The organism is Shewanella sp. GXUN23E, assembly GCF_050865035.1.
In the GTDB taxonomy this organism is placed as follows: domain Bacteria; phylum Pseudomonadota; class Gammaproteobacteria; order Enterobacterales; family Shewanellaceae; genus Shewanella.
This window is the reverse complement of sequence record NZ_JBOZWP010000015.1, coordinates 69,656-86,682: the sequence shown is the minus strand read 5'-3', so window position 1 is coordinate 86,682 and position 17,027 is coordinate 69,656. Positions and strand designations below refer to the sequence as shown.

The 17,027-nt window shown below is 53.3% G+C and carries 14 protein-coding genes and 1 tRNA gene; 9 read left to right on the top strand and 6 right to left on the bottom strand.

All coding sequences use genetic code 11. The features are described 5' to 3' along the window. The first annotated feature begins 23 nt into the window (after positions 1–23). The 3 genes from ggt (at position 24) to ACRRUX_RS13655 (ending at position 4,948) form a co-directional block, all read left to right on the top strand. Positions 24–1,790: a gamma-glutamyltransferase gene (ggt, locus tag ACRRUX_RS13665; RefSeq protein WP_432531229.1), complete on the top strand. Its 1,767-nt coding sequence runs from the start codon at positions 24–26 to the stop codon at positions 1,788–1,790. A 315-nt stretch (positions 1,791–2,105) separates the two neighbouring features. After that, positions 2,106–4,328, top strand: coding sequence for a M3 family metallopeptidase (locus ACRRUX_RS13660; RefSeq protein ID WP_432531227.1), 2,223 nt, complete (start codon positions 2,106–2,108; stop codon positions 4,326–4,328). Positions 4,329–4,465: 137 nt separating this feature from the next. Then, positions 4,466–4,948, top strand: a complete 483-nt coding sequence (locus tag ACRRUX_RS13655) for a hypothetical protein (protein WP_432531225.1) — start codon at positions 4,466–4,468, stop codon at positions 4,946–4,948. 100 nt (positions 4,949–5,048) lie between these two features. On the opposite strand, the gene ACRRUX_RS13650 is transcribed toward ACRRUX_RS13655, so the two are convergent. Both ACRRUX_RS13650 and ACRRUX_RS13645 read right to left on the bottom strand, forming a co-directional pair. After that, the gene (locus ACRRUX_RS13650) at positions 5,049–5,876 is read right to left on the bottom strand and encodes a M23 family metallopeptidase (RefSeq protein WP_432531277.1); all 828 of its coding nucleotides are present in this window, start codon (positions 5,874–5,876) and stop codon (positions 5,049–5,051) included. Between the two features lie 136 nt (positions 5,877–6,012). Further along, positions 6,013–6,882 carry a 6-carboxytetrahydropterin synthase gene (locus ACRRUX_RS13645; protein WP_432531223.1) on the bottom strand — a complete coding sequence of 290 codons (870 nt, stop codon included), beginning with the start codon at positions 6,880–6,882 and terminating at the stop codon, positions 6,013–6,015. Between the two features lie 208 nt (positions 6,883–7,090). Between ACRRUX_RS13645 and ACRRUX_RS13640 the strand changes: the two genes are divergently transcribed. Next, a complete protein-coding gene (locus ACRRUX_RS13640; RefSeq protein ID WP_432531221.1) occupies positions 7,091–8,239 on the top strand; it encodes an AI-2E family transporter in 1,149 nt (382 codons plus the stop codon). Positions 8,240–8,328: 89 nt separating this feature from the next. Here the strand turns inward: ACRRUX_RS13640 and ACRRUX_RS13635 are convergent, their stop codons facing one another. Then, the gene (locus ACRRUX_RS13635; RefSeq protein WP_432531218.1) at positions 8,329–9,012 is read right to left on the bottom strand and encodes a GNAT family N-acetyltransferase; all 684 of its coding nucleotides are present in this window, start codon (positions 9,010–9,012) and stop codon (positions 8,329–8,331) included. Between the two features lie 149 nt (positions 9,013–9,161). Beyond that, on the bottom strand, positions 9,162–10,190 hold the full coding sequence (gene yejK / locus ACRRUX_RS13630) for a nucleoid-associated protein YejK (protein ID WP_432531216.1): 1,029 nt from the start codon (positions 10,188–10,190) through the stop codon (positions 9,162–9,164). 75 nt (positions 10,191–10,265) lie between these two features. Between yejK and ACRRUX_RS13625 the strand changes: the two genes are divergently transcribed. The 5 genes from ACRRUX_RS13625 (at position 10,266) to ACRRUX_RS13605 (ending at position 15,440) form a co-directional block, all read left to right on the top strand. Then, entirely contained in the window at positions 10,266–10,481 is a 216-nt protein-coding gene (locus tag ACRRUX_RS13625; RefSeq protein WP_432531214.1) for a YejL family protein, read from the top strand. 68 nt (positions 10,482–10,549) lie between these two features. After that, the gene (locus ACRRUX_RS13620; protein ID WP_432531212.1) at positions 10,550–12,334 is read left to right on the top strand and encodes a DUF3413 domain-containing protein; all 1,785 of its coding nucleotides are present in this window, start codon (positions 10,550–10,552) and stop codon (positions 12,332–12,334) included. A gap of 142 nt (positions 12,335–12,476) precedes the next feature. After that, positions 12,477–12,553 (top strand) — tRNA-Pro (locus ACRRUX_RS13615). Positions 12,554–13,158: 605 nt separating this feature from the next. Then, positions 13,159–14,148 carry a TDT family transporter gene (locus ACRRUX_RS13610; RefSeq protein ID WP_432531210.1) on the top strand — a complete coding sequence of 330 codons (990 nt, stop codon included), beginning with the start codon at positions 13,159–13,161 and terminating at the stop codon, positions 14,146–14,148. A gap of 404 nt (positions 14,149–14,552) precedes the next feature. Beyond that, the gene (locus ACRRUX_RS13605; protein ID WP_432531208.1) at positions 14,553–15,440 is read left to right on the top strand and encodes a LysR family transcriptional regulator; all 888 of its coding nucleotides are present in this window, start codon (positions 14,553–14,555) and stop codon (positions 15,438–15,440) included. Positions 15,441–15,605: 165 nt separating this feature from the next. Here ACRRUX_RS13605 and ACRRUX_RS13600 read toward each other — a convergent pair whose 3' ends face one another. Then, positions 15,606–16,103 carry a CBS domain-containing protein gene (locus ACRRUX_RS13600; RefSeq protein WP_432531206.1) on the bottom strand — a complete coding sequence of 166 codons (498 nt, stop codon included), beginning with the start codon at positions 16,101–16,103 and terminating at the stop codon, positions 15,606–15,608. A 15-nt stretch (positions 16,104–16,118) separates the two neighbouring features. Further along, positions 16,119–16,976, bottom strand: a complete 858-nt coding sequence (gene focA, locus ACRRUX_RS13595; protein WP_432531204.1) for a formate transporter FocA — start codon at positions 16,974–16,976, stop codon at positions 16,119–16,121. Between the last annotated feature and the right edge of the window lie 51 nt (positions 16,977–17,027).

Below are 17,027 nucleotides of genomic sequence, written 5' to 3'. Positions count from 1 at the left end.
AATAACAAGCATAAGGATCCGACGTGCATAAACCCAAGGCGTTCTCCCCCCACGTATTGCTGACCGTTATCAGCATGTGTTTACCATTGGCCGCCAACGCCACCACTGCGCCCACGCCCGGCGTGGCAGCAGCCGACAGTCAGGCCATTTTCAGCTCCCTTGCCACTGCCCAGCCTGAATGGGCAGCCAATGGTATGGTCTCCAGTCAGGAAGCACTGGCTACGGCCGTCGGTGTCGATATGCTCAGACAGGGCGGCAACGCTGTGGATGCTGCGGTCGCAGTGGGCTTTGCTCTGGCCATCACCCTGCCACGGGCCGGGAATATTGGTGGTGGCGGCTTTATGCTGTATCACTCACCAAAGCAAAACCTCAGCACCGCCATCGACTACCGAGAAATGGCGCCCGCGAGGGCCCATAAAACCCTGTTTCAGGATGAACAGGGCAATGTTGACAGTAACTTATCCAAATATCATGGGCTGGCCGTCGGAGTCCCCGGAACAGTCGCCGGTTTTGAGATGGCACTTAACAAATATGGCACCATGACGTTGGCTCAGGTCATCGCCCCGGCCATCAAGCTGGCAGAAGAAGGCATCTTGGTCACGCCGGATCTGGCCAATTCATTGGCGGGACTCAAAGATCGAATGCAGCAGTGGCCCAGCACCGCGAGAATCTTTTACAAAGCCGATGGCAGCCCTTATCAGGCGGGCGATTTACTGGTGCAACCCGAATTAGCCGCGTCGCTTAAGCGTATCGCCAAACTGGGCAGCAAAGGCTTTTATGAAGGTGAAACCGCCGATAAACTGGTAGCTGCAGTGAATCAGGCTGGCGGTATCATGACGCCGGAGGATATGAAGAACTATCGTGCGGTCGAACGTAAACCGGTTGAAGGCAGCTATCGCGGTCACAGGGTGTTATCCATGCCTCCGCCCTCCTCCGGTGGCGTGCATATTATTGAGATGCTGAACGTGCTGGAGCATTTCCCCCTGCGCGACACCGGCTTCAACAGCGCCCAGACCCTGCATTTGATGGCGGAAACCATGAAGCTGGCATATGCCGATCGCAGTGAATACCTGGGCGACCCGGATTTTTATCCTGTGCCCGTCGCCCAACTGACAGATAAAAACTATGCCGCCAGACTGGCCGCCGCTATAGACCCAAACAAAGCCCGCGCCAGTGCCGAGATTAGACCGGGCGAGCTGCTGCACTATGAAAGCCCGCAAACCACCCACTACTCAGTGATTGACCGTTGGGGCAATGCGGTCTCCAACACCTACACCCTGAATTTCAGTTATGGCTCGGGACTGGTGGCCGAGGGCACGGGTATCCTGCTGAATAACGAAATGGATGATTTTTCTGCCAAGCCCGGCGTACCCAACGGTTTTGGCCTGGTCGGCGGCGATGCCAACTCAGTGGAAGGCGGCAAGCGCCCACTAAGCTCCATGAGCCCAACTATAGTGCTGGATGGCAATCAACCCTGGCTGGTTACTGGCAGTCCGGGAGGCTCGCGCATCATCAACACCACCTTACAGATGATTGTCAGTACCGTGGATTTTGGCCTGAATGTGGCGGAAGCCAGTGCCGCTCCCCGTATTCACCACCAATGGTTGCCGGATGAACTGCGGGTTGAGCGCAGCCTGAGCCCGGATACCATCGAGCTGCTGAAAGCCAAAGGCCACAATGTACAGATAAAAAATGCCATGGGCGCAACCCAAAGCATTATGAAAACAGACAGTGGTCTGTATGGCTCATCAGATCCCCGTCGCTCTGGCTCGTCAACTCAGGGATACTGACAGCGGGTTATTGAGTTCCTCCGGGGCCAGCAATGTCGGCCCCGTATTTTGTTACATTTCAGAAACAGTTATTGCACAATCGGGTTGGCAATTGTGTCGCCTTTCATGATAAACACATCAGGTTATATCAGGGATCGGTAACTTACCGGCCTTAGTCCAATGCGCTTTGGCGATTTGTCACTTTGGCGATTTATCGGCAGCCCCTGAGCATGGACTGCCGATATCAGGGACAAGACTGCCGGAGCATAATGCACAGCGCCGGATGCCACCGATGTCTGCACAGCACACCGGAAACTCAAGCAAGGGAGCAAAACAATGCAGGGAATAACCCTCAAACCTCTGGTTTCAGCCATCGCGCTGGCCCTCACCCTCAGTGCCTGCGGCAACGATGACCCAACCCAGATGGCGGCAGCGTCACAGACCAGCCAGCCTACGCAGGCACAGGCACAGGCACAGGCACAGGCACAGGCACAGCAGACTGAAATTGTGCAGATTAATGCTGCCAATCCATTTTTCAGTGACTATGACACGCCCCACGGTATCCCGGACTTTGCGGCCATCACCCCGGAACATTATTTGCCGGCATTCAAAGAAGGTATCAAACAGCAACAGGCAGAGATCCAGGCCATTGTCGATAATCCTGAGCCTCCGACCTTTGCCAACACCATTGAAGCCATGGAAAATTCAGGCGAGTTGCTGGGTAAAGTCTCCAGCGTATTTTTCAACCTGACCAGCGCCGACACCAATGACCAGTTGCAGGCCATTTCCAAAGAAGTCTCGCCCATGCTGTCATCTGCCAGAGATGACATCATGCTCAACGATCAGCTGTTTGCCCGGGTCAAAGCCGTTTATGACCAAAGGGAAGTGATGGATCTTAACACCGCTCAGGCCAAGCTGCTGGAAGACACTTATAAGCAATTCACTCGCGGCGGCGCCAACCTGAACGAACAGCAAAAGGCCAAGTTGCGTGAGCTTAACGAGCAGATTGGCAAACTCAGCCTGGAGTTTGGTGACAACCTGCTGGCGGAAACCAATGACTTTATGCTGGTTATCGACAAGCAGGAAGATCTGTCCGGTCTGCCGCAGGATGTGATTGACCAGGCCGCCACCACTGCGGCGAAAAATGGTCTGGAAGGCAAGTGGGTGTTCACCACGCATCGCCCCTCCATGACCCCTTTCCTGACCTATGCTGACAACCGTGCGCTGAGAGAACAGCTGTTTAACGGCTACATTGAGCGCGGCAACAATAACAATGCCAATGACAACAAAGTCATTCTCGCCAACATGGCAGCGCTGCGGGCAGAGCGGGCGGCGCTGATGGGCTACCCGACCCATGCTCATTTCGTGCTGGAAGAGCGCACCGCCAAAACTCCGGAAAATGTCTATGCCCTGCTGAACAAGGTGTGGCCGGCAGCGCTGGAGCAGGCCAAAGCGGAAGTCGCCGACATGCAGAAACTGATTGATGCGGAAGGCAAAGACTTCAAATTGCAGGCCTGGGACTGGTGGTACTACGCCGATAAAATCCGGGTCGCCAAGTATGCCTTCAACGAGCAGGATACCCGCCCTTACTTCTCGCTGGACAACACCATCCAGGGCGTGTTTTACACGGCCAACCGTTTGTTTGGCATCACCGCCAAAGAGCGCACCGATCTGCCCAAATACCATGAGGATGTGCGCACCTGGGAAATTTACGACAAAGATGGCAAGCTGATGGCCATTTTTATGGGTGACTACTTTGTACGCGACAGCAAACGTGGCGGCGCCTGGATGAACGACTATCGCTCTCAGGAAAAAGTGAACGGTCAGAATGTCATCCCTGTGGTGGTCAATGTGCTGAACTACACCAAGGCACCGGACGGTGAGCCAACCCTGCTGACCTTTGATGAAGCCAGCACCCTGTTCCATGAATTTGGTCATGCCCTGCACGGCATGCTGTCTGACGTGACCTATGCCTCTCAGTCCGGCACCTCGGTACCGAGAGACTATGTGGAGTTTCCTTCACAGGTGATGGAAAACTGGATGACTGAGCCGGAAGTGCTGGCGCAGTTTGCCCGCCATTACCAGAGCGGCGAGGTGATCCCACAGGCGCTGGTCGATAAAATTCAGGCCGCCAGCAAGTTCAATCAGGGCTTTGCCACAGTCGAATACCTGGCCGCCACCAAGCTGGATCTGGACTGGCACACCCTGACCGACACCCGGCCACAGGATGCAGCAAAGTTTGAGGCAGAGTCGCTGGCCAATATGGGGCTGATCGAAGAGATCGCGCCGCGTTATCGTTCCACCTACTTTGCCCATATCTTCTCGGGTGGCTACTCAGCCGGTTACTACAGCTATATCTGGTCGGAAATTCTCGGCGCCGATGCCTATGAGGCGTTCAAAGAGAAAGGCATCTTTGATCCGGCGACCGCCAATGCCTTCCGCGCCACTGTGTTGTCTCAGGGCGGCAGTCAGGACCCTATGCTGCTTTACAAACAGTTCCGCGGTAAAGAAGCCGGCATCGAGCCGCTGCTGCGTGCCAAGGGTCTGCTGAAAGACTAATTGGACTCAGTTCAATCAAAAAGCCGGCATTCGTTGCCGGCTTTTTCGTGTCATCCATCACAAAACCAACGGATATCAGTTGCACAGACTTTCACCACAATCGCAATATCAGGCTCACTTGAAAGGAAGCCAAGACAATGAAATTATTCAGGATATTGACAATTATACTGTTGGGTTTTAGTCAGTTGCCCAGCATGGCGCTGGCGACGCCACAACGCTGTTTCACCATGCCTGCTGAGCCGGTCAACACTCTCATCTCTTTTGCCAATCAGGATGATAAAGGCGCGTGTATCCTGCTTAAAGACGCCATGAAATACCGCGTTTATGTGGCGTATGTTCCACTACCAAACGATCTGCAGGATGCAGCCAAACTAAAATACACGGCGGGAAAGCACTGGTCAGAAATTGTGCCACTAACACGGGAAAACTCCCTGCTCTCGATTACCGATGAGATCGGCAATGTCGAACAACTGACGTTAATCCTCTATCCAGATGAACAACAGGTCGCCAAACATATTCAAGTGCTCGCTGGTTATGACCCAACTGAGGAGTTGTTTGTATTGTCATTATCCATGTGGACCAGTCGCCCGGAAGATCCCAAAGCGCCCTTTGCCTTGTAGTGTCACAGATACACAAAAAGAGAAGCCCAGCATGCGCCGGGCTTATCATATTGAGTTCTTTCACATCCACGCCCGCAGGACCGCGGGCTTGTGTGGCTGCTTAGTTGGCCTTGGCTTTATCGGCCTTGTCTTTTTCGGCCAGTGCGGTCTTCATTGAAGGCACCACAGAGGTCGGGTCAAGTCGCATCTGATACCAGTTGATGCGCCAGTCCAGATGTGGCCCGGTGGAGCGGCCGGTACTGCCAACCTCTGCCACTTCCTGGCCCTGCTTCACTTCACTGCCAACCGGCACCAGCAATTTGCTCAGGTGCAGAAAGCTGGAACTGACGCCATGGCCATGATCAATAACCATGGTGCCACCGGAATAGAACATGTCCGGCACTGCCAGGGTGATGACACCATCGGCTGGAGCTACCACTTTAGTGCCTGTGGGCGCTGCCACATCCACGCCAAAATGCGGCCGTCCGGGTTCCCCGTTATACACCCGCTGACTGCCGTACACCCCGCTGATGCGGCCGGTCAGCGGCCAGATAAAGTCCTGACTGAAATCCTGACGGGCAGAGTCGGTGGCGCGGGCAGCAGACACCTGAGCAGAATCCTGTTTGGCGCGCTCAACGTCTTTGGGATCCGGCTGCATGATTTTTTTGGCAATGCCTTTGACCTGCTGAATGCGATATTGCTGCGGCGCAATGGCCAGCTCACGGGTGATCACCTTGCCATCGGGATAGGTCACCGTCAGCGTCTGACTTGCCGGTGCATCCCGGTCAAAGCCAAACGCCAGTTTACCGGTTGGGCTGACCTTCACCGGTTTACCCTCCAGGGTTACCCGGCTGCCCACGGGCACACTAGCGCGGATCAGCGCGCCCTGACGCAGCTCACCCTGCAATTGGATCTCATCTGCCATCACCGCAGCACTGGCGGCTGACATCTGGCACAGTGTCAGGCTGCCAAAAGCCAGCAAAACCGGCAGCGACCATTTCATTTTCATCTGACCTTCCTGTCTGTTTATCAATTCAAAAATCTGATCCGGGTGATGAGACTGGGAGGCATCGCCCGGACATACATTAGATTTGGGCGCTGGCAATCGCCCCTTTACCCACCCCTTCATAGGCGATGACCTTGAACTGACAGCCCGGCTGCTGGCTGGCAAGTTCATTGGCTATGTAGGCTGCCAGCAACTCGACCGTGGTGTCGTGAGGGATCATCTCAGTCACGGCTTTGGGGATCGCCAGCTGGAACTGCCCCTGAGGCGCCATATAGTCAAATCCCCAGTGGCTGTCATCGCTCACAGTGTCATTAAAAGGCAAGTCCTCCACCGGCACTTTGTCTTCTTCAGTGCCCAGATAAATGTCCTGCCAGCGCTTGGCCCAACTGGCTTCAAGGTCTGGCGCCGGCACGCCATCGCGGAATATTTTAATGGGACTGCGATGGCCATGGGCGATACGCTGGCAATTGCCATCGTGTTTCTTCAGGCCGTGACTGTAGTGATAATAGGGACTTTCGAGCTGCTCGTTGCGCAGTGTCAGGCTGATATGCTCAACATTGCCCGGCAGCACATCTCTGAGGGCCTGCAGTAGAAACTGATTCACACTATCAAAATCAATTACTTCGGTATCAATCAGGGCAAAGGCCTGCGCCGGACAGCAAAGGTGCATGCTGCCAACCCGGGAGTCAAAATCGATACGCAAGCGCTCGCCACACTGGCTTTGGTTAACTGCCGGATGAGCGGTGGGGATCAACAGGCGGTGGTCACACACGGCATCGATAGTCTGTTTGATGGTGCGTTTCACTTTGGCGAAATCCAGCACCATGTTCTGGTCGTCCAGCCCACCGTCAAGCAGCACATCCACTATCCAGCTTTCTCCGACCATGCCCCGCAGCGGACACAGGTAAGAGAAGTCGATCACAGTTAAATCATTGACAAATAGTTGCATTATTACTCCTGTGCAGAGAAACAGTCTGCAGCATTCAAACGAAGATCCCGGGGCCGGCAGTTTTCCGGTGGGATGGATTTATTGCCCGCCATTCTAAATCAAGTTTCCCGGCCGGGCGACTTTGACAACCCAAAAGCCGCCGGTTTTACTGTCTTTGAGTAAATTTGCAGCGCCAACGGATAAATCCCGCCACCGTCGCAGCAAATTCATGACCCGCGCAAGGATTCAGGCTATGCTGTTGACGCTTATCGAATTACCGGGAAACACACTCGTGACCAAACCTTTTAAAGCTGAACCGAGGCACTGGCTGCTGATCTTCGCGCTGTGCGTCGCCGCCTACGCCTGTTACCTGCTTGTTGCTCCCTATCTGGGTTCCATCGTACTGGGATTTATTGTGTCCTTGCTGTTTATGCCGGTGCACAACCGCATCCAGCAACATATGCCAGACAGCCCCAATACTGCGGCCTTGCTGTCCTGTACGCTGCTGACCTTTATCGTACTCATTCCGCTGATGGTGGTGTTTGTTGCCATAGGTAATCAGGGTCTGACCTTCTTCAATGGTGCCTATCACTGGCTGGTGAGCGGCGAAGCCAAAGAAGTGCTGCATCATCCCTGGGTGCAGAGCCTGCTGACCTTTGTCGACAAATGGCTGCCCTTTGACAGCATCAAACCTCAGGAGCTTATCCAGAAAGCCGCCACCGCCGCCACCAATGTCAGTACGGAACTGGTGGGCCTGAGCACTCAGTTTCTTGGCGACATTACCAGCATTTTTGTGGATTTCTCACTCATGCTGTTCGTGCTATTTTTCTTCCTGCGGGATAACGACAAACTGATCGATGCGTTGCGTCACGTCATTCCGCTGTCCCGCAGTCAGGAAGATCAGATATTCCACGAGATTGAACAGGTCGCCAAATCTGCGGTACTGGGCTCATTCCTGACCGCCATCGCCCAGGGGGTTGCCGGTGGTATCGCCATGGCACTGGCCGGATTCCCCGGCCTGTTCTGGGGCTCGATGATGGCCTTTGCGTCTTTCATTCCGTTTGTGGGTACGGCGCTGATTTGGATGCCAGCAGCAGCTTATCTGGCGCTCACCGGTGATTGGGGCTGGGCAATTTTTCTGGTGGTCTGGGGCATAGTGGTAGTGGGCTCTATCGATAACTTCCTGCGGCCACTGCTTATGCAGGGCGACTCAGGAATGAATACCCTGATGCTGTTCTTCTCACTGCTGGGCGGTCTGCAGCTGTTTGGTCTGATTGGCCTGATTTACGGCCCCATCATCTTTGCCGTGACTCTGGTGCTGTTTCATCTGTATGAAGCTGAGTTTAAAGACTTTCTTGAGCAGCAGGATAAACAGTAGCCAGCCTATTGGACAACACGCAAACAAGCCCGGCATTGCCGGGCTTGTTGGTTATTTGGGGCGCATTGCACCGCCTTGACGTATTGTGGTTAAAGTTCCCGTGCGTATATCACCAGCTCGGCTTCAAACAAGGGATCTGTCACCAGATCTTTGCGTACAAATACCATCCCCAGTTTGGTCATAATCCGGGTGGAAGCCAGATTCTCCTCCTCCGCGATGGCGCACAGTTCGGTGACATCAGGTTGTTTGATAAGCTCTGCCACCACCGCCTGCGCCGCTTCGGTGGCGATACCCAGCCCCCAGCAGCTGCGTTTGAATCGCCAACCCAGCTCCAGCCGGTGAAATTCCGGGGCATCGGAAAAAAATCCCCAGGGCCGGACTAAAATCCAGCCAACAAACTCACCACTGTCAGTCAAACTGACCTGCCAAATGCCCCAACCCCGCTGCGGGTTTCGATAGCAGGCAATCCTTGGCAGCATCACAGTATCAATAAACTCCATGGTAGAAATCTTACCGCCGGTGACATAACGCATCACCTCTGGGTCCTGATCCAGCTCCCAGAGGTGCTGGCGATGAACCGGATTGACCTCCGGCTCCATCAGCTCGAAGCTGAGCCTGGCGGAATCGGGAATTCGGATTTCAGGAACAGAATTATCAGTGCCAAAGCAAGCGCCAGCAGATGGGTTGCCATGCTGGCATGGGCTGATTTTCGCCTCTTTTCGCTCCAGAGGGCTGGAGACATCCTGTGGGTTAAAGCTATCCGGGCTTTTCATACTGGCTCCCTGTGACCAAACGATAAAATTGACTACCTGAAAGAACGGAATGGACTATCCAAAACCACTCCAAATTGATAAAAAACCATATCCGCTTAATACAAAAAAGCCGCTGAGATCAGCGGCTTTAGATTGAATATAACGTTAACTTATTCGCCTTTCAGGCGTCTGTCCAACTGATCTTTCAGGTTGGCAGGCACGCCCTTGATCAGCAGAGTGTCAGACACAGGATCATAAATCACCCGTTCACCCAGGTGACCGCCATCGAAGCTGATGGTCACACCACCGCCCGTGCCGGAGAACTTCTTCAGTTGGCGCAAGGTTGATTTGTCAGCCGGGAACTCTTCATCCAACTCATAATCGCCACCGGTAGCAAAGTCATAAAATGAATCCATGCCGGAATCAGCCAGTTCATCGGCCAGATCTTTAAGCTGAATATCATTGCCTGAATCAAACTGCTCCACGCAGAACTCAAACACTTTGTCGCGACACTGCTGACGCTCTTCTTTGGTCAGCTCGCTGCCGGAAACAAAATCTTCCACCGCGTTCATCAGGCTCTTGTTCTGCGCCTTGGGATTCACCCCTTCCACGCAGCCCATAAAGTCCAGAAAGAAATCCGCCACCTTGCGCCCGGCGCGGCCACGGATAAACGAAATATATTTGCGCGATGCTTTATCCTGCTGCCATTCGGTCAAATCAATGCGGGCGGCCAGCTGCATATTGGACAGATCCAGCGAGTTCACCTGGGTCAGCTCCATATCATCCAATACCGTCATGGAGGATTTTGCGTTCAGCAGGGCCACAAACAGATAGTCTGATGCCAGCGCGGTGTAACTGGCCAGCAGCAAAAATCCGCCCTGACTGAAGTCATATTTACCCAGCTCTTCCTGCAGTAACTTACCGGCCTCGGCAGAAAACTCCACGAATCCCATCTCGTTATTGCGGTAGCGGCTCAGTGCCTCGGAAAATGCCGGATTGGCTTCACCGTCATCACCGTTAATGCCAAAGAATCCAAACCCTTTGCCACTCTTGCTGGTGTAAGTGGTGTGCAGTTCTTCCAGCATGGCTTCCACGGCAGACCCGTTCAGCAGAGGCTGAGGACGCAAACGGCAGGTCAACTGGCCGTCGTTGTTTTGTGCAATTTCGTGAATAATCGCCTGGTCGATCTGAATACTCATAAGCCCTGATAGTGATACGGTAGGAAATCCGCTATTATATGCCGCTAATCCTTTCCTTTGTGAATCATTTTTTATATGGCTATCCAATCAAAATACACCAACACCCAAGTTGAATCCCTGATCGCTGAGTTATTGATGGTACTGGAAAAACACCAGGCGCCGACCGATCTGAGTCTGATGGTTCTGGGCAACTGTGTATCCCATTTGCTGCAGACCAAAGTCAGTGATAAATCCCGTGGTGAAGTGGCCGCTCAGTTTGCCCGCGCACTGGAGCAATCTGTTAAAAACTGAGCCTTCTCTGTATAACAGGGAAGAATAAACGTAAGATACACAGGAACTTCGGGACACAACGCGACAATATGGTAGAGCGACAAAAACAGATGAGCCGGGACAAGGTTTCCCGCCTGGTCAACTGGGGCCACTGGTTTGCCTTCTTCAATGGCATTCTCGCCATGATAGTGGGTACCCGTTATTTGGATACCATAGGCTATCCGGACACCATCATTGGATGGGGCTATCTGGCCATCAGTACCATAGGCCACTTCAGTTTTCTGGCCTTTATGGTTTATCTGGTGCTGCTGTTTCCCATCAGTACCCTGCTGCCCTATTCCAAGATCCTGCGGGGTTATGCCGCGATTATCGCCACGGCCAGCCTGTGTATCTTACTGTATGACACCATAGTGTATGACGACTATGGTATGCACCTGAGTCCCTTCGCCTTTGATCTCGCCTGGGCAGATTTAGGCACTTTGCTGCACGGCACGTCTTATATCGCGACGCCCATTGCCATTCTGGCCATTGAGCTTACTGCCGCCAATTTCCTGTGGAAACGTATCGACCGAATTCAGAAAAAACACTGGGGCCCCAAGGTCGTGGTGTTTGTTGGCCTGTGTTTTGTTTCCAGCCATATCATCCACATCTGGGCTGACGCCAAGGATATTACCCAGATCACCCGTTTTGATGACACCTATCCGCTGTCTTATCCGGCAACCGCGCGCACCTTTATTGCCCGGCATGGTCTGGATGGTGAAAAAGAAACCCATCAGCCGGCTGATCTGGTCACGCTGCACTATCCATCTTCACCACTGCAGTGTCATGCTGAGACCAAGCAAAACGTCCTGCTGATCACCATCGACAGCCTCAGATATGACATGGTGACGCCGGATACCATGCCGTTTCTCAGTGAATACGCCAGACAAAACCAGCTGTTTACCAAACATCTGAGCGGTGGCAATCAATTCGCCTCCGGCATGTTTTCGCTGCTTTATGGTCTGCAGGGCAGCTATCAGGATGCGGTCGACTTCAGCGTAACCTCCCCATTGCTGACTCAGACCTTTAAACAGGCGGGATATCAGATGGGACTGTTTATCAGTCAGTCAGACATGAAAGAAGTCACGCCCGAAGCCATGATGCAGGACTTCTCGCCTACTGTAGCCGATGATACCGACAGCAATGCCCGCGCCGATATTCAGCTGACTGAAGCGTTTGAGCAATGGCGACATGGACAGCAGGGCCCCTGGTTTGCACTGCTCGATTTGAAATCACCGGAAAACTACGATACCCCCATAGGTTTTCTCGGCGTGGAAACCATCAAAGCCCCGGCAGGTATGAAACCGGCAGAGCGGGTGCTGTTCAATCAGTACCGTCAGTCACTGCACTTTATCGACAAGCTGCTGGCCAACGCCCTGGATAAGCTTCCAAAAGATACTCTGGTAGTGATCACAGGTATCAAAGGCAAGGTATTTACCAGTAACAGCTCTGATGCCCGTCAGGACTTATCGCCTTCCAACGTGCATGTGCCTCTGATCATTCACTGGCCTGAGGGAAAACCTGCCAACATTCAGTATCGCACCACCCATGCCGGGCTGGTACCTACACTGATGACCCAGGTGCTGGGCTGTACCAATCCGGCCACCGATTACAGCGCTGGCCGCCAGCTGCTGCACCCGGACGAGCAAAAGTGGAACTATGTTGGTGACAACAAGGTATTCGCTATCTACCAGCCGGATGAGATCACGGTGATCAACCGTCACGGCCAGTACTATATCTATGATGTGGACTATCAACGGCAATTGCCGAAAAAGCTCAGCGCGCCGGAACTGATCCAGGTGATGCGAGAGAGTCGCCGGTTGTACAAGGATTGATGCGACTGGCTGAAATTTAACTGACACGATTAGAAACTAATCAAACAGTTAACTTTATCTATCACAGCACTTGCCATGCCCCGCTGAGCTTGATAAAGTTCGCCACATCGGAACAGCAACCAAGTTGCTGACCGGTTTGTCTCGGTATGTAGCGCAGCCCGGTAGCGCACTGTCATGGGGTGTCAGGGGTCGGAGGTTCGAATCCTCTCATACCGACCAAATTCAACGAAAAGGCCTAATCGCAAGATTAGGCCTTTTTGTTTTCCCCGACAGAAAGACTGTAGCGCGCCACACAGTTTGACAAAAGTATTCGCTTATTTTGACAAAAAGTTCAGACGCTATCGGCCGCCAGGCTCCATCGTTTTAGCCCCATGATATACAGTCAAAAAATCCCCTGACATTTGGATGACGTTTGGCCGCGCCGTATGCTTATTTGATGAGGAGCCATCGGACTCGCTGGCTAAGTGGTAAACGTGCAGACCTGCTTCAAAGGTTCAATCACTCTTCGATTACTCGTCAGTCATTCCACTCCTTCGCCTCATCCGGCATTGAGATATTGCAGAAGTACCCGGCAACATGCCTTTTATGGACATTAGAGATAAATGGGCCTGACAGCACTTGGACATTGCCCTGTCTTTGGTAGTTTTGGGATTTATTGGCCGATAAGGCTGGAGAACTCAATCTTCTTCGCACCAACGCCATCAATAAGAAAAACTTAATCAAAAGATAATTAATTTTATGTTTTCTTAATTAAATCCAACTCCTACACTAGCGACATTCAAACTGTTGATCTATTTAACAGTCAGTGATTCAGGAGCTTCCCCATGACAACTCTCACCTCTTCCTGGAAAGCCAAACTCGCTTCCATCCCCAGTCCAATGGCGGGTCTGGCCCTTGCCATCGGAAGCCTGGGCTGGACCTGGGAAAATCTGGCGACCGATCTTCACGGTGCCGGTCAACTGATAGGCGCCGCCATTGCCGCAATGATGTTGCTGGCGTTAGTGGCTAAATTCGTGATTCATCCTAAAGTGCTGTGGCAGGAGCTGACGCACCCGGTAGTGGGCAGCGTGATCCCAACATTTGCCATGGCACTGATGGTTATCTCCAAAGCCGTTGGCATGTTCCTGCCGGCTATCGGATTAAGCCTGTGGCTGGTTGCCATCGGTATTCACATCGTATTTCTGTTTGCCTTTGTGTATTACCGCGCTATCGATTTCAAACTGGATCACATGGTTCCCAGCTGGTTTGTGCCCCCTATCGGTATCATAGTAGCGGCGGTGAGCTTCCCGGGTCAGGGATATAACTGGCTGGCCGACGGTATTCTGATCTTCGGTATGCTGGCGTATCTCATCATGTTGCCTGTGATGCTGTATCGCCTGATCTTCTGTGAGCCTGTACCTCAGGCAGCCAAGCCAACCATTGCCATTTTGGCCGCGCCGGCAAGTCTGTCACTGGCAGGGTATCTCACCGTGGTTCAGCAGCCTTCTATCGTGTTGGTCGGGCTGTTGCTGTCGGTGGCAGTGCTGATGACTGCGGTGATTTATCTGGCTTTCTTCCATCTGTTGAAGCTGCCATTTTCACCAGGTTATGCCGCATTCACCTTCCCAATGGTAATCGGCGCCACAGCGCTGTTTAAAAGCGCTGTCTGGGCAAGTCACTTTGCCGGTATGGCTGACTTTGCTCACTGGCTGCATACACTGGCGGTAGTCGAGCTGGCGATTGCGACTCTGGTGGTTGCCTACGTAGCCTTCCGTTATGTGCTGCATTATCTGCCTGGCGTCAAAGACAACTGGTCACAGGCAGCGGTTCGCTGACAGGACAGATATTCAGGGCGCTCACTGCGCCCTGAATGCTTTACCGTCCCCTCACATTGCAACTCGATTTCCCCCTTCGTTTTACTCTGGCTGCCGACGCATTTATTCCTTTACAGCAATCCCATCTTCCGGCTGCCCCCTTAAGCTGGCTATATTGACTGGGTTAACTTTACTGAGCCGTTGATTGCTCCCGCCCCCAATAAAATTGAATACCCATATCAATCAGAATGATATCACCTTGTTCTGTAAGTACTTTTATCGTCGCACCAGGAGACCGCTGGCAGCAATCCGGCATAAACATGAAACCGATCTAATTTATTGAAGGCTTTTTTGAGTAATACCATTCAACTCCCTATCATGGCCGCCATACCCGCCCGTCCCACACAGGGAATTCTCTGCACGATATGAAATACTCGCTGAAACAAATTGCCGTTTTCGATGCCATCGCCTCAGAAGAGAGCGTCAGCGCCGCCGCGCGCAAACTGTCCATGACTCAATCCGCCGTCAGCATGTCTTTGTCTCAGTTGGAATCCCTGCTTGGCCGGCCGCTGTTTACCCGCCAAGGTAACCGACTGGTGTTGTCCCACTGGGGTCACTGGCTGAGACCCCGTGCCCGCAAGCTGCTGCAGGATGCCAAGCAGATTGAATTCGGTCTGCATGATCAGCATTTACTGAGCGGCAAACTGGGACTGGGCGCCAGCCAGACGGTGGCGGAACATCTGCTGCCAAATCTTATCGCCGCGCTGGATCAGCATTTTCCGGAGCTCAGGCTGTCATTGATGGTACAAAACAGCGATCAGGTGATTCAGGGGTTACTGTCGTATGAGTATGATCTGGGTATTATTGAAGGACGCTGTGATGACAGCCGCATGACCCACCTGCCCTGGCTGGAAGATCATCTGGTGGTCATCGCCGGTCCCCATCATCCCTATTGTCGCAGCAGCGAAGTGACCCCCTGCCAACTGCAGCAGGCGCAGTGGGTAATGCGTGAGCAGGGAGCGGGCACCCGCCGGGTGTTTGATGCCGCGGTGCATGGGGTTATCGACAAAGTGAATGTGTGGAAAGAATACAGTCAGGTAAACGTGCTCAAAGCGCTGGTGAAACGGGGCGGCTATCTGTCGGCCCTGCCCTGGCTGGATGTCGAGCGCGAAGTGCAAAGCGGCGAGCTGGTAGTGTTGCCCACACCATCACTGCAGTTGAAGCGCAGACTGGCTTTTGTCTGGCGCCAGGACGCTCCGGAAAATCCACTGCGTGATGTCGTGGTTAACGAAGCCAAACGGCTTGCACGCTGATTACCGCGAGCCCCTGAGTGCTGCTCCAATTAACAGCCATCAAACACCGCTCAGGCAACCTTAACAGACAGTTAAGGTTATGCTGAAACCCACCTTCTGATGATGAAAAAAAGGATAGCCATCGCTATCCTTTTTTTATCCTTGCAGCCCTGTTTTTAAACAGGATCAGCCGAGTTGAGCCGCTACCCAGTTGCTCACCTGCTGGCGACTGAGCACGCCCAATACCCTATCGCGCTCCATCACAGGCAACAGTTCAGGCAACGGGCTGGCGGCTTTGCGCAGGCGCTCTTCATAACTCAGATACCCGGAGCAAATGAGGCTGCCCATATCATTGACCGGAAACAGCTTATCCCGATCCACCACCCAGCTTTCAAGCAGATGGCCGAGGGATTCCTGCGCCGAGACCGTAGTCAGCTCGGTTTGCATCAGAGCATCAACTGTCGGCTGGTTATCGGCATCAAACTCACAGGACCACAGCCCCCGAAGCAAATCCTGGGTGCGGATATAGCCAAGCAGCCGCTCGCCATCCATCACCAGCGCCTGAGTGCAATCCGCTTCAGCCATGGCACGCAACGCCTGTGTCAGTGTTTGCTCCGGTTTAAGGGCAAATTCGTTACCCTGCATCAAGTCAGTCACCCGGGTATTTTTCAGTTTTTTCAGCATAGGATTGGCCTCTTCTCAGTGTGAAGCTTTTTCAGTGGAGGTTTGATTTTCGATGACCCAGTAACCCAGACCGACAATGACACCGCCGCCGATGATATTGCCCAGAGTCACGGGGATAAGATTGTTGAAGATGAAGTTCATTAACGTCAGATCCGCAAATTGCTCGCGGCTTACCGCCAGCGTGCTGAAAAATTCAGGTCCGGCGAACTGACTGATGGCAATGCCAAGTGGCACCATAAACATGTTGGCAATACTGTGCTCAAAGCCGCTGGAGACGAACATCGCAACCGGCAGCATCAGTAACATGGCGCGGGTCATGGCATCTTTGCCGGCAAAGGTCATCCACACCCCCAGGCACACCAACATGTTACACAGCACGCCCAGCACCATGGCCTGTATCCAGGAATGATGGATTTTATGCTGGGCGATATTGAGCGCATTGAGTCCCCAGTTGCCGCCATCGAGCTCATGCATGCCGGCCGTCATAATCAGCACCAGCATGATCAGTGCGCCAATCAGGTTACCCAGGTAAACCCTCACCCAACATCCCAGCATTTGCGCGGTAGTGATGCGCCTTTGTGCTCGTGCCAGAGTGCTCAGCACTGTGCTGGTAAACAACTCGGCACCGCAGATCACGACCAACATTAAGCCGAGACTGAATGCCAGCCCGCCAACCAGCCGCACCATGCCCCAGGGGGCATCACCGGCGCCGGTGGTAACGTTGACATAAAACACAAAGGCCAGCGCGATAAATGCACCGGCAAACACAGCCAGGCCAAAGGATTGCCAGGGCGACTTAACGACTTTGGAGTAACCATAATGCTCAGCCTGCTGGCACAGGTTAAGTACTGAAGATTGAAGCGCGGCTGTCATGACAGCCCTCCACCAAAGAAGGTGATATCAGCCTGTTGCTGCATGTCAGGA

Excerpts from the sequence above, each read along its gene's own strand:
- ACRRUX_RS13660 (WP_432531227.1), top strand. The coding sequence starts at position 2,106 with ATGCAGGGAATAACCCTCAAACCTCTGGTTTCAGCCATCGCGCTGGCC.
- ACRRUX_RS13655 (WP_432531225.1), top strand. The coding sequence starts at position 4,466 with ATGAAATTATTCAGGATATTGACAATTATACTGTTGGGTTTTAGTCAG.
- ACRRUX_RS13650 (WP_432531277.1), bottom strand. The coding sequence starts at position 5,876 with ATGTCAGCCGCCAGTGCTGCGGTGATGGCAGATGAGATCCAATTGCAG.
- ACRRUX_RS13645 (WP_432531223.1), bottom strand. The coding sequence starts at position 6,882 with ATGCAACTATTTGTCAATGATTTAACTGTGATCGACTTCTCTTACCTG.
- ACRRUX_RS13640 (WP_432531221.1), top strand. The coding sequence starts at position 7,091 with ATGACCCGCGCAAGGATTCAGGCTATGCTGTTGACGCTTATCGAATTA.
- ACRRUX_RS13635 (WP_432531218.1), bottom strand. The coding sequence starts at position 9,012 with ATGAAAAGCCCGGATAGCTTTAACCCACAGGATGTCTCCAGCCCTCTG.
- yejK (WP_432531216.1), bottom strand. The coding sequence starts at position 10,190 with ATGAGTATTCAGATCGACCAGGCGATTATTCACGAAATTGCACAAAAC.
- ACRRUX_RS13625 (WP_432531214.1), top strand. The coding sequence starts at position 10,266 with ATGGCTATCCAATCAAAATACACCAACACCCAAGTTGAATCCCTGATC.
- ACRRUX_RS13620 (WP_432531212.1), top strand. The coding sequence starts at position 10,550 with ATGGTAGAGCGACAAAAACAGATGAGCCGGGACAAGGTTTCCCGCCTG.
- ACRRUX_RS13610 (WP_432531210.1), top strand. The coding sequence starts at position 13,159 with ATGACAACTCTCACCTCTTCCTGGAAAGCCAAACTCGCTTCCATCCCC.
- ACRRUX_RS13605 (WP_432531208.1), top strand. The coding sequence starts at position 14,553 with ATGAAATACTCGCTGAAACAAATTGCCGTTTTCGATGCCATCGCCTCA.
- ACRRUX_RS13600 (WP_432531206.1), bottom strand. The coding sequence starts at position 16,103 with ATGCTGAAAAAACTGAAAAATACCCGGGTGACTGACTTGATGCAGGGT.
- focA (WP_432531204.1), bottom strand. The coding sequence starts at position 16,976 with ATGACAGCCGCGCTTCAATCTTCAGTACTTAACCTGTGCCAGCAGGCT.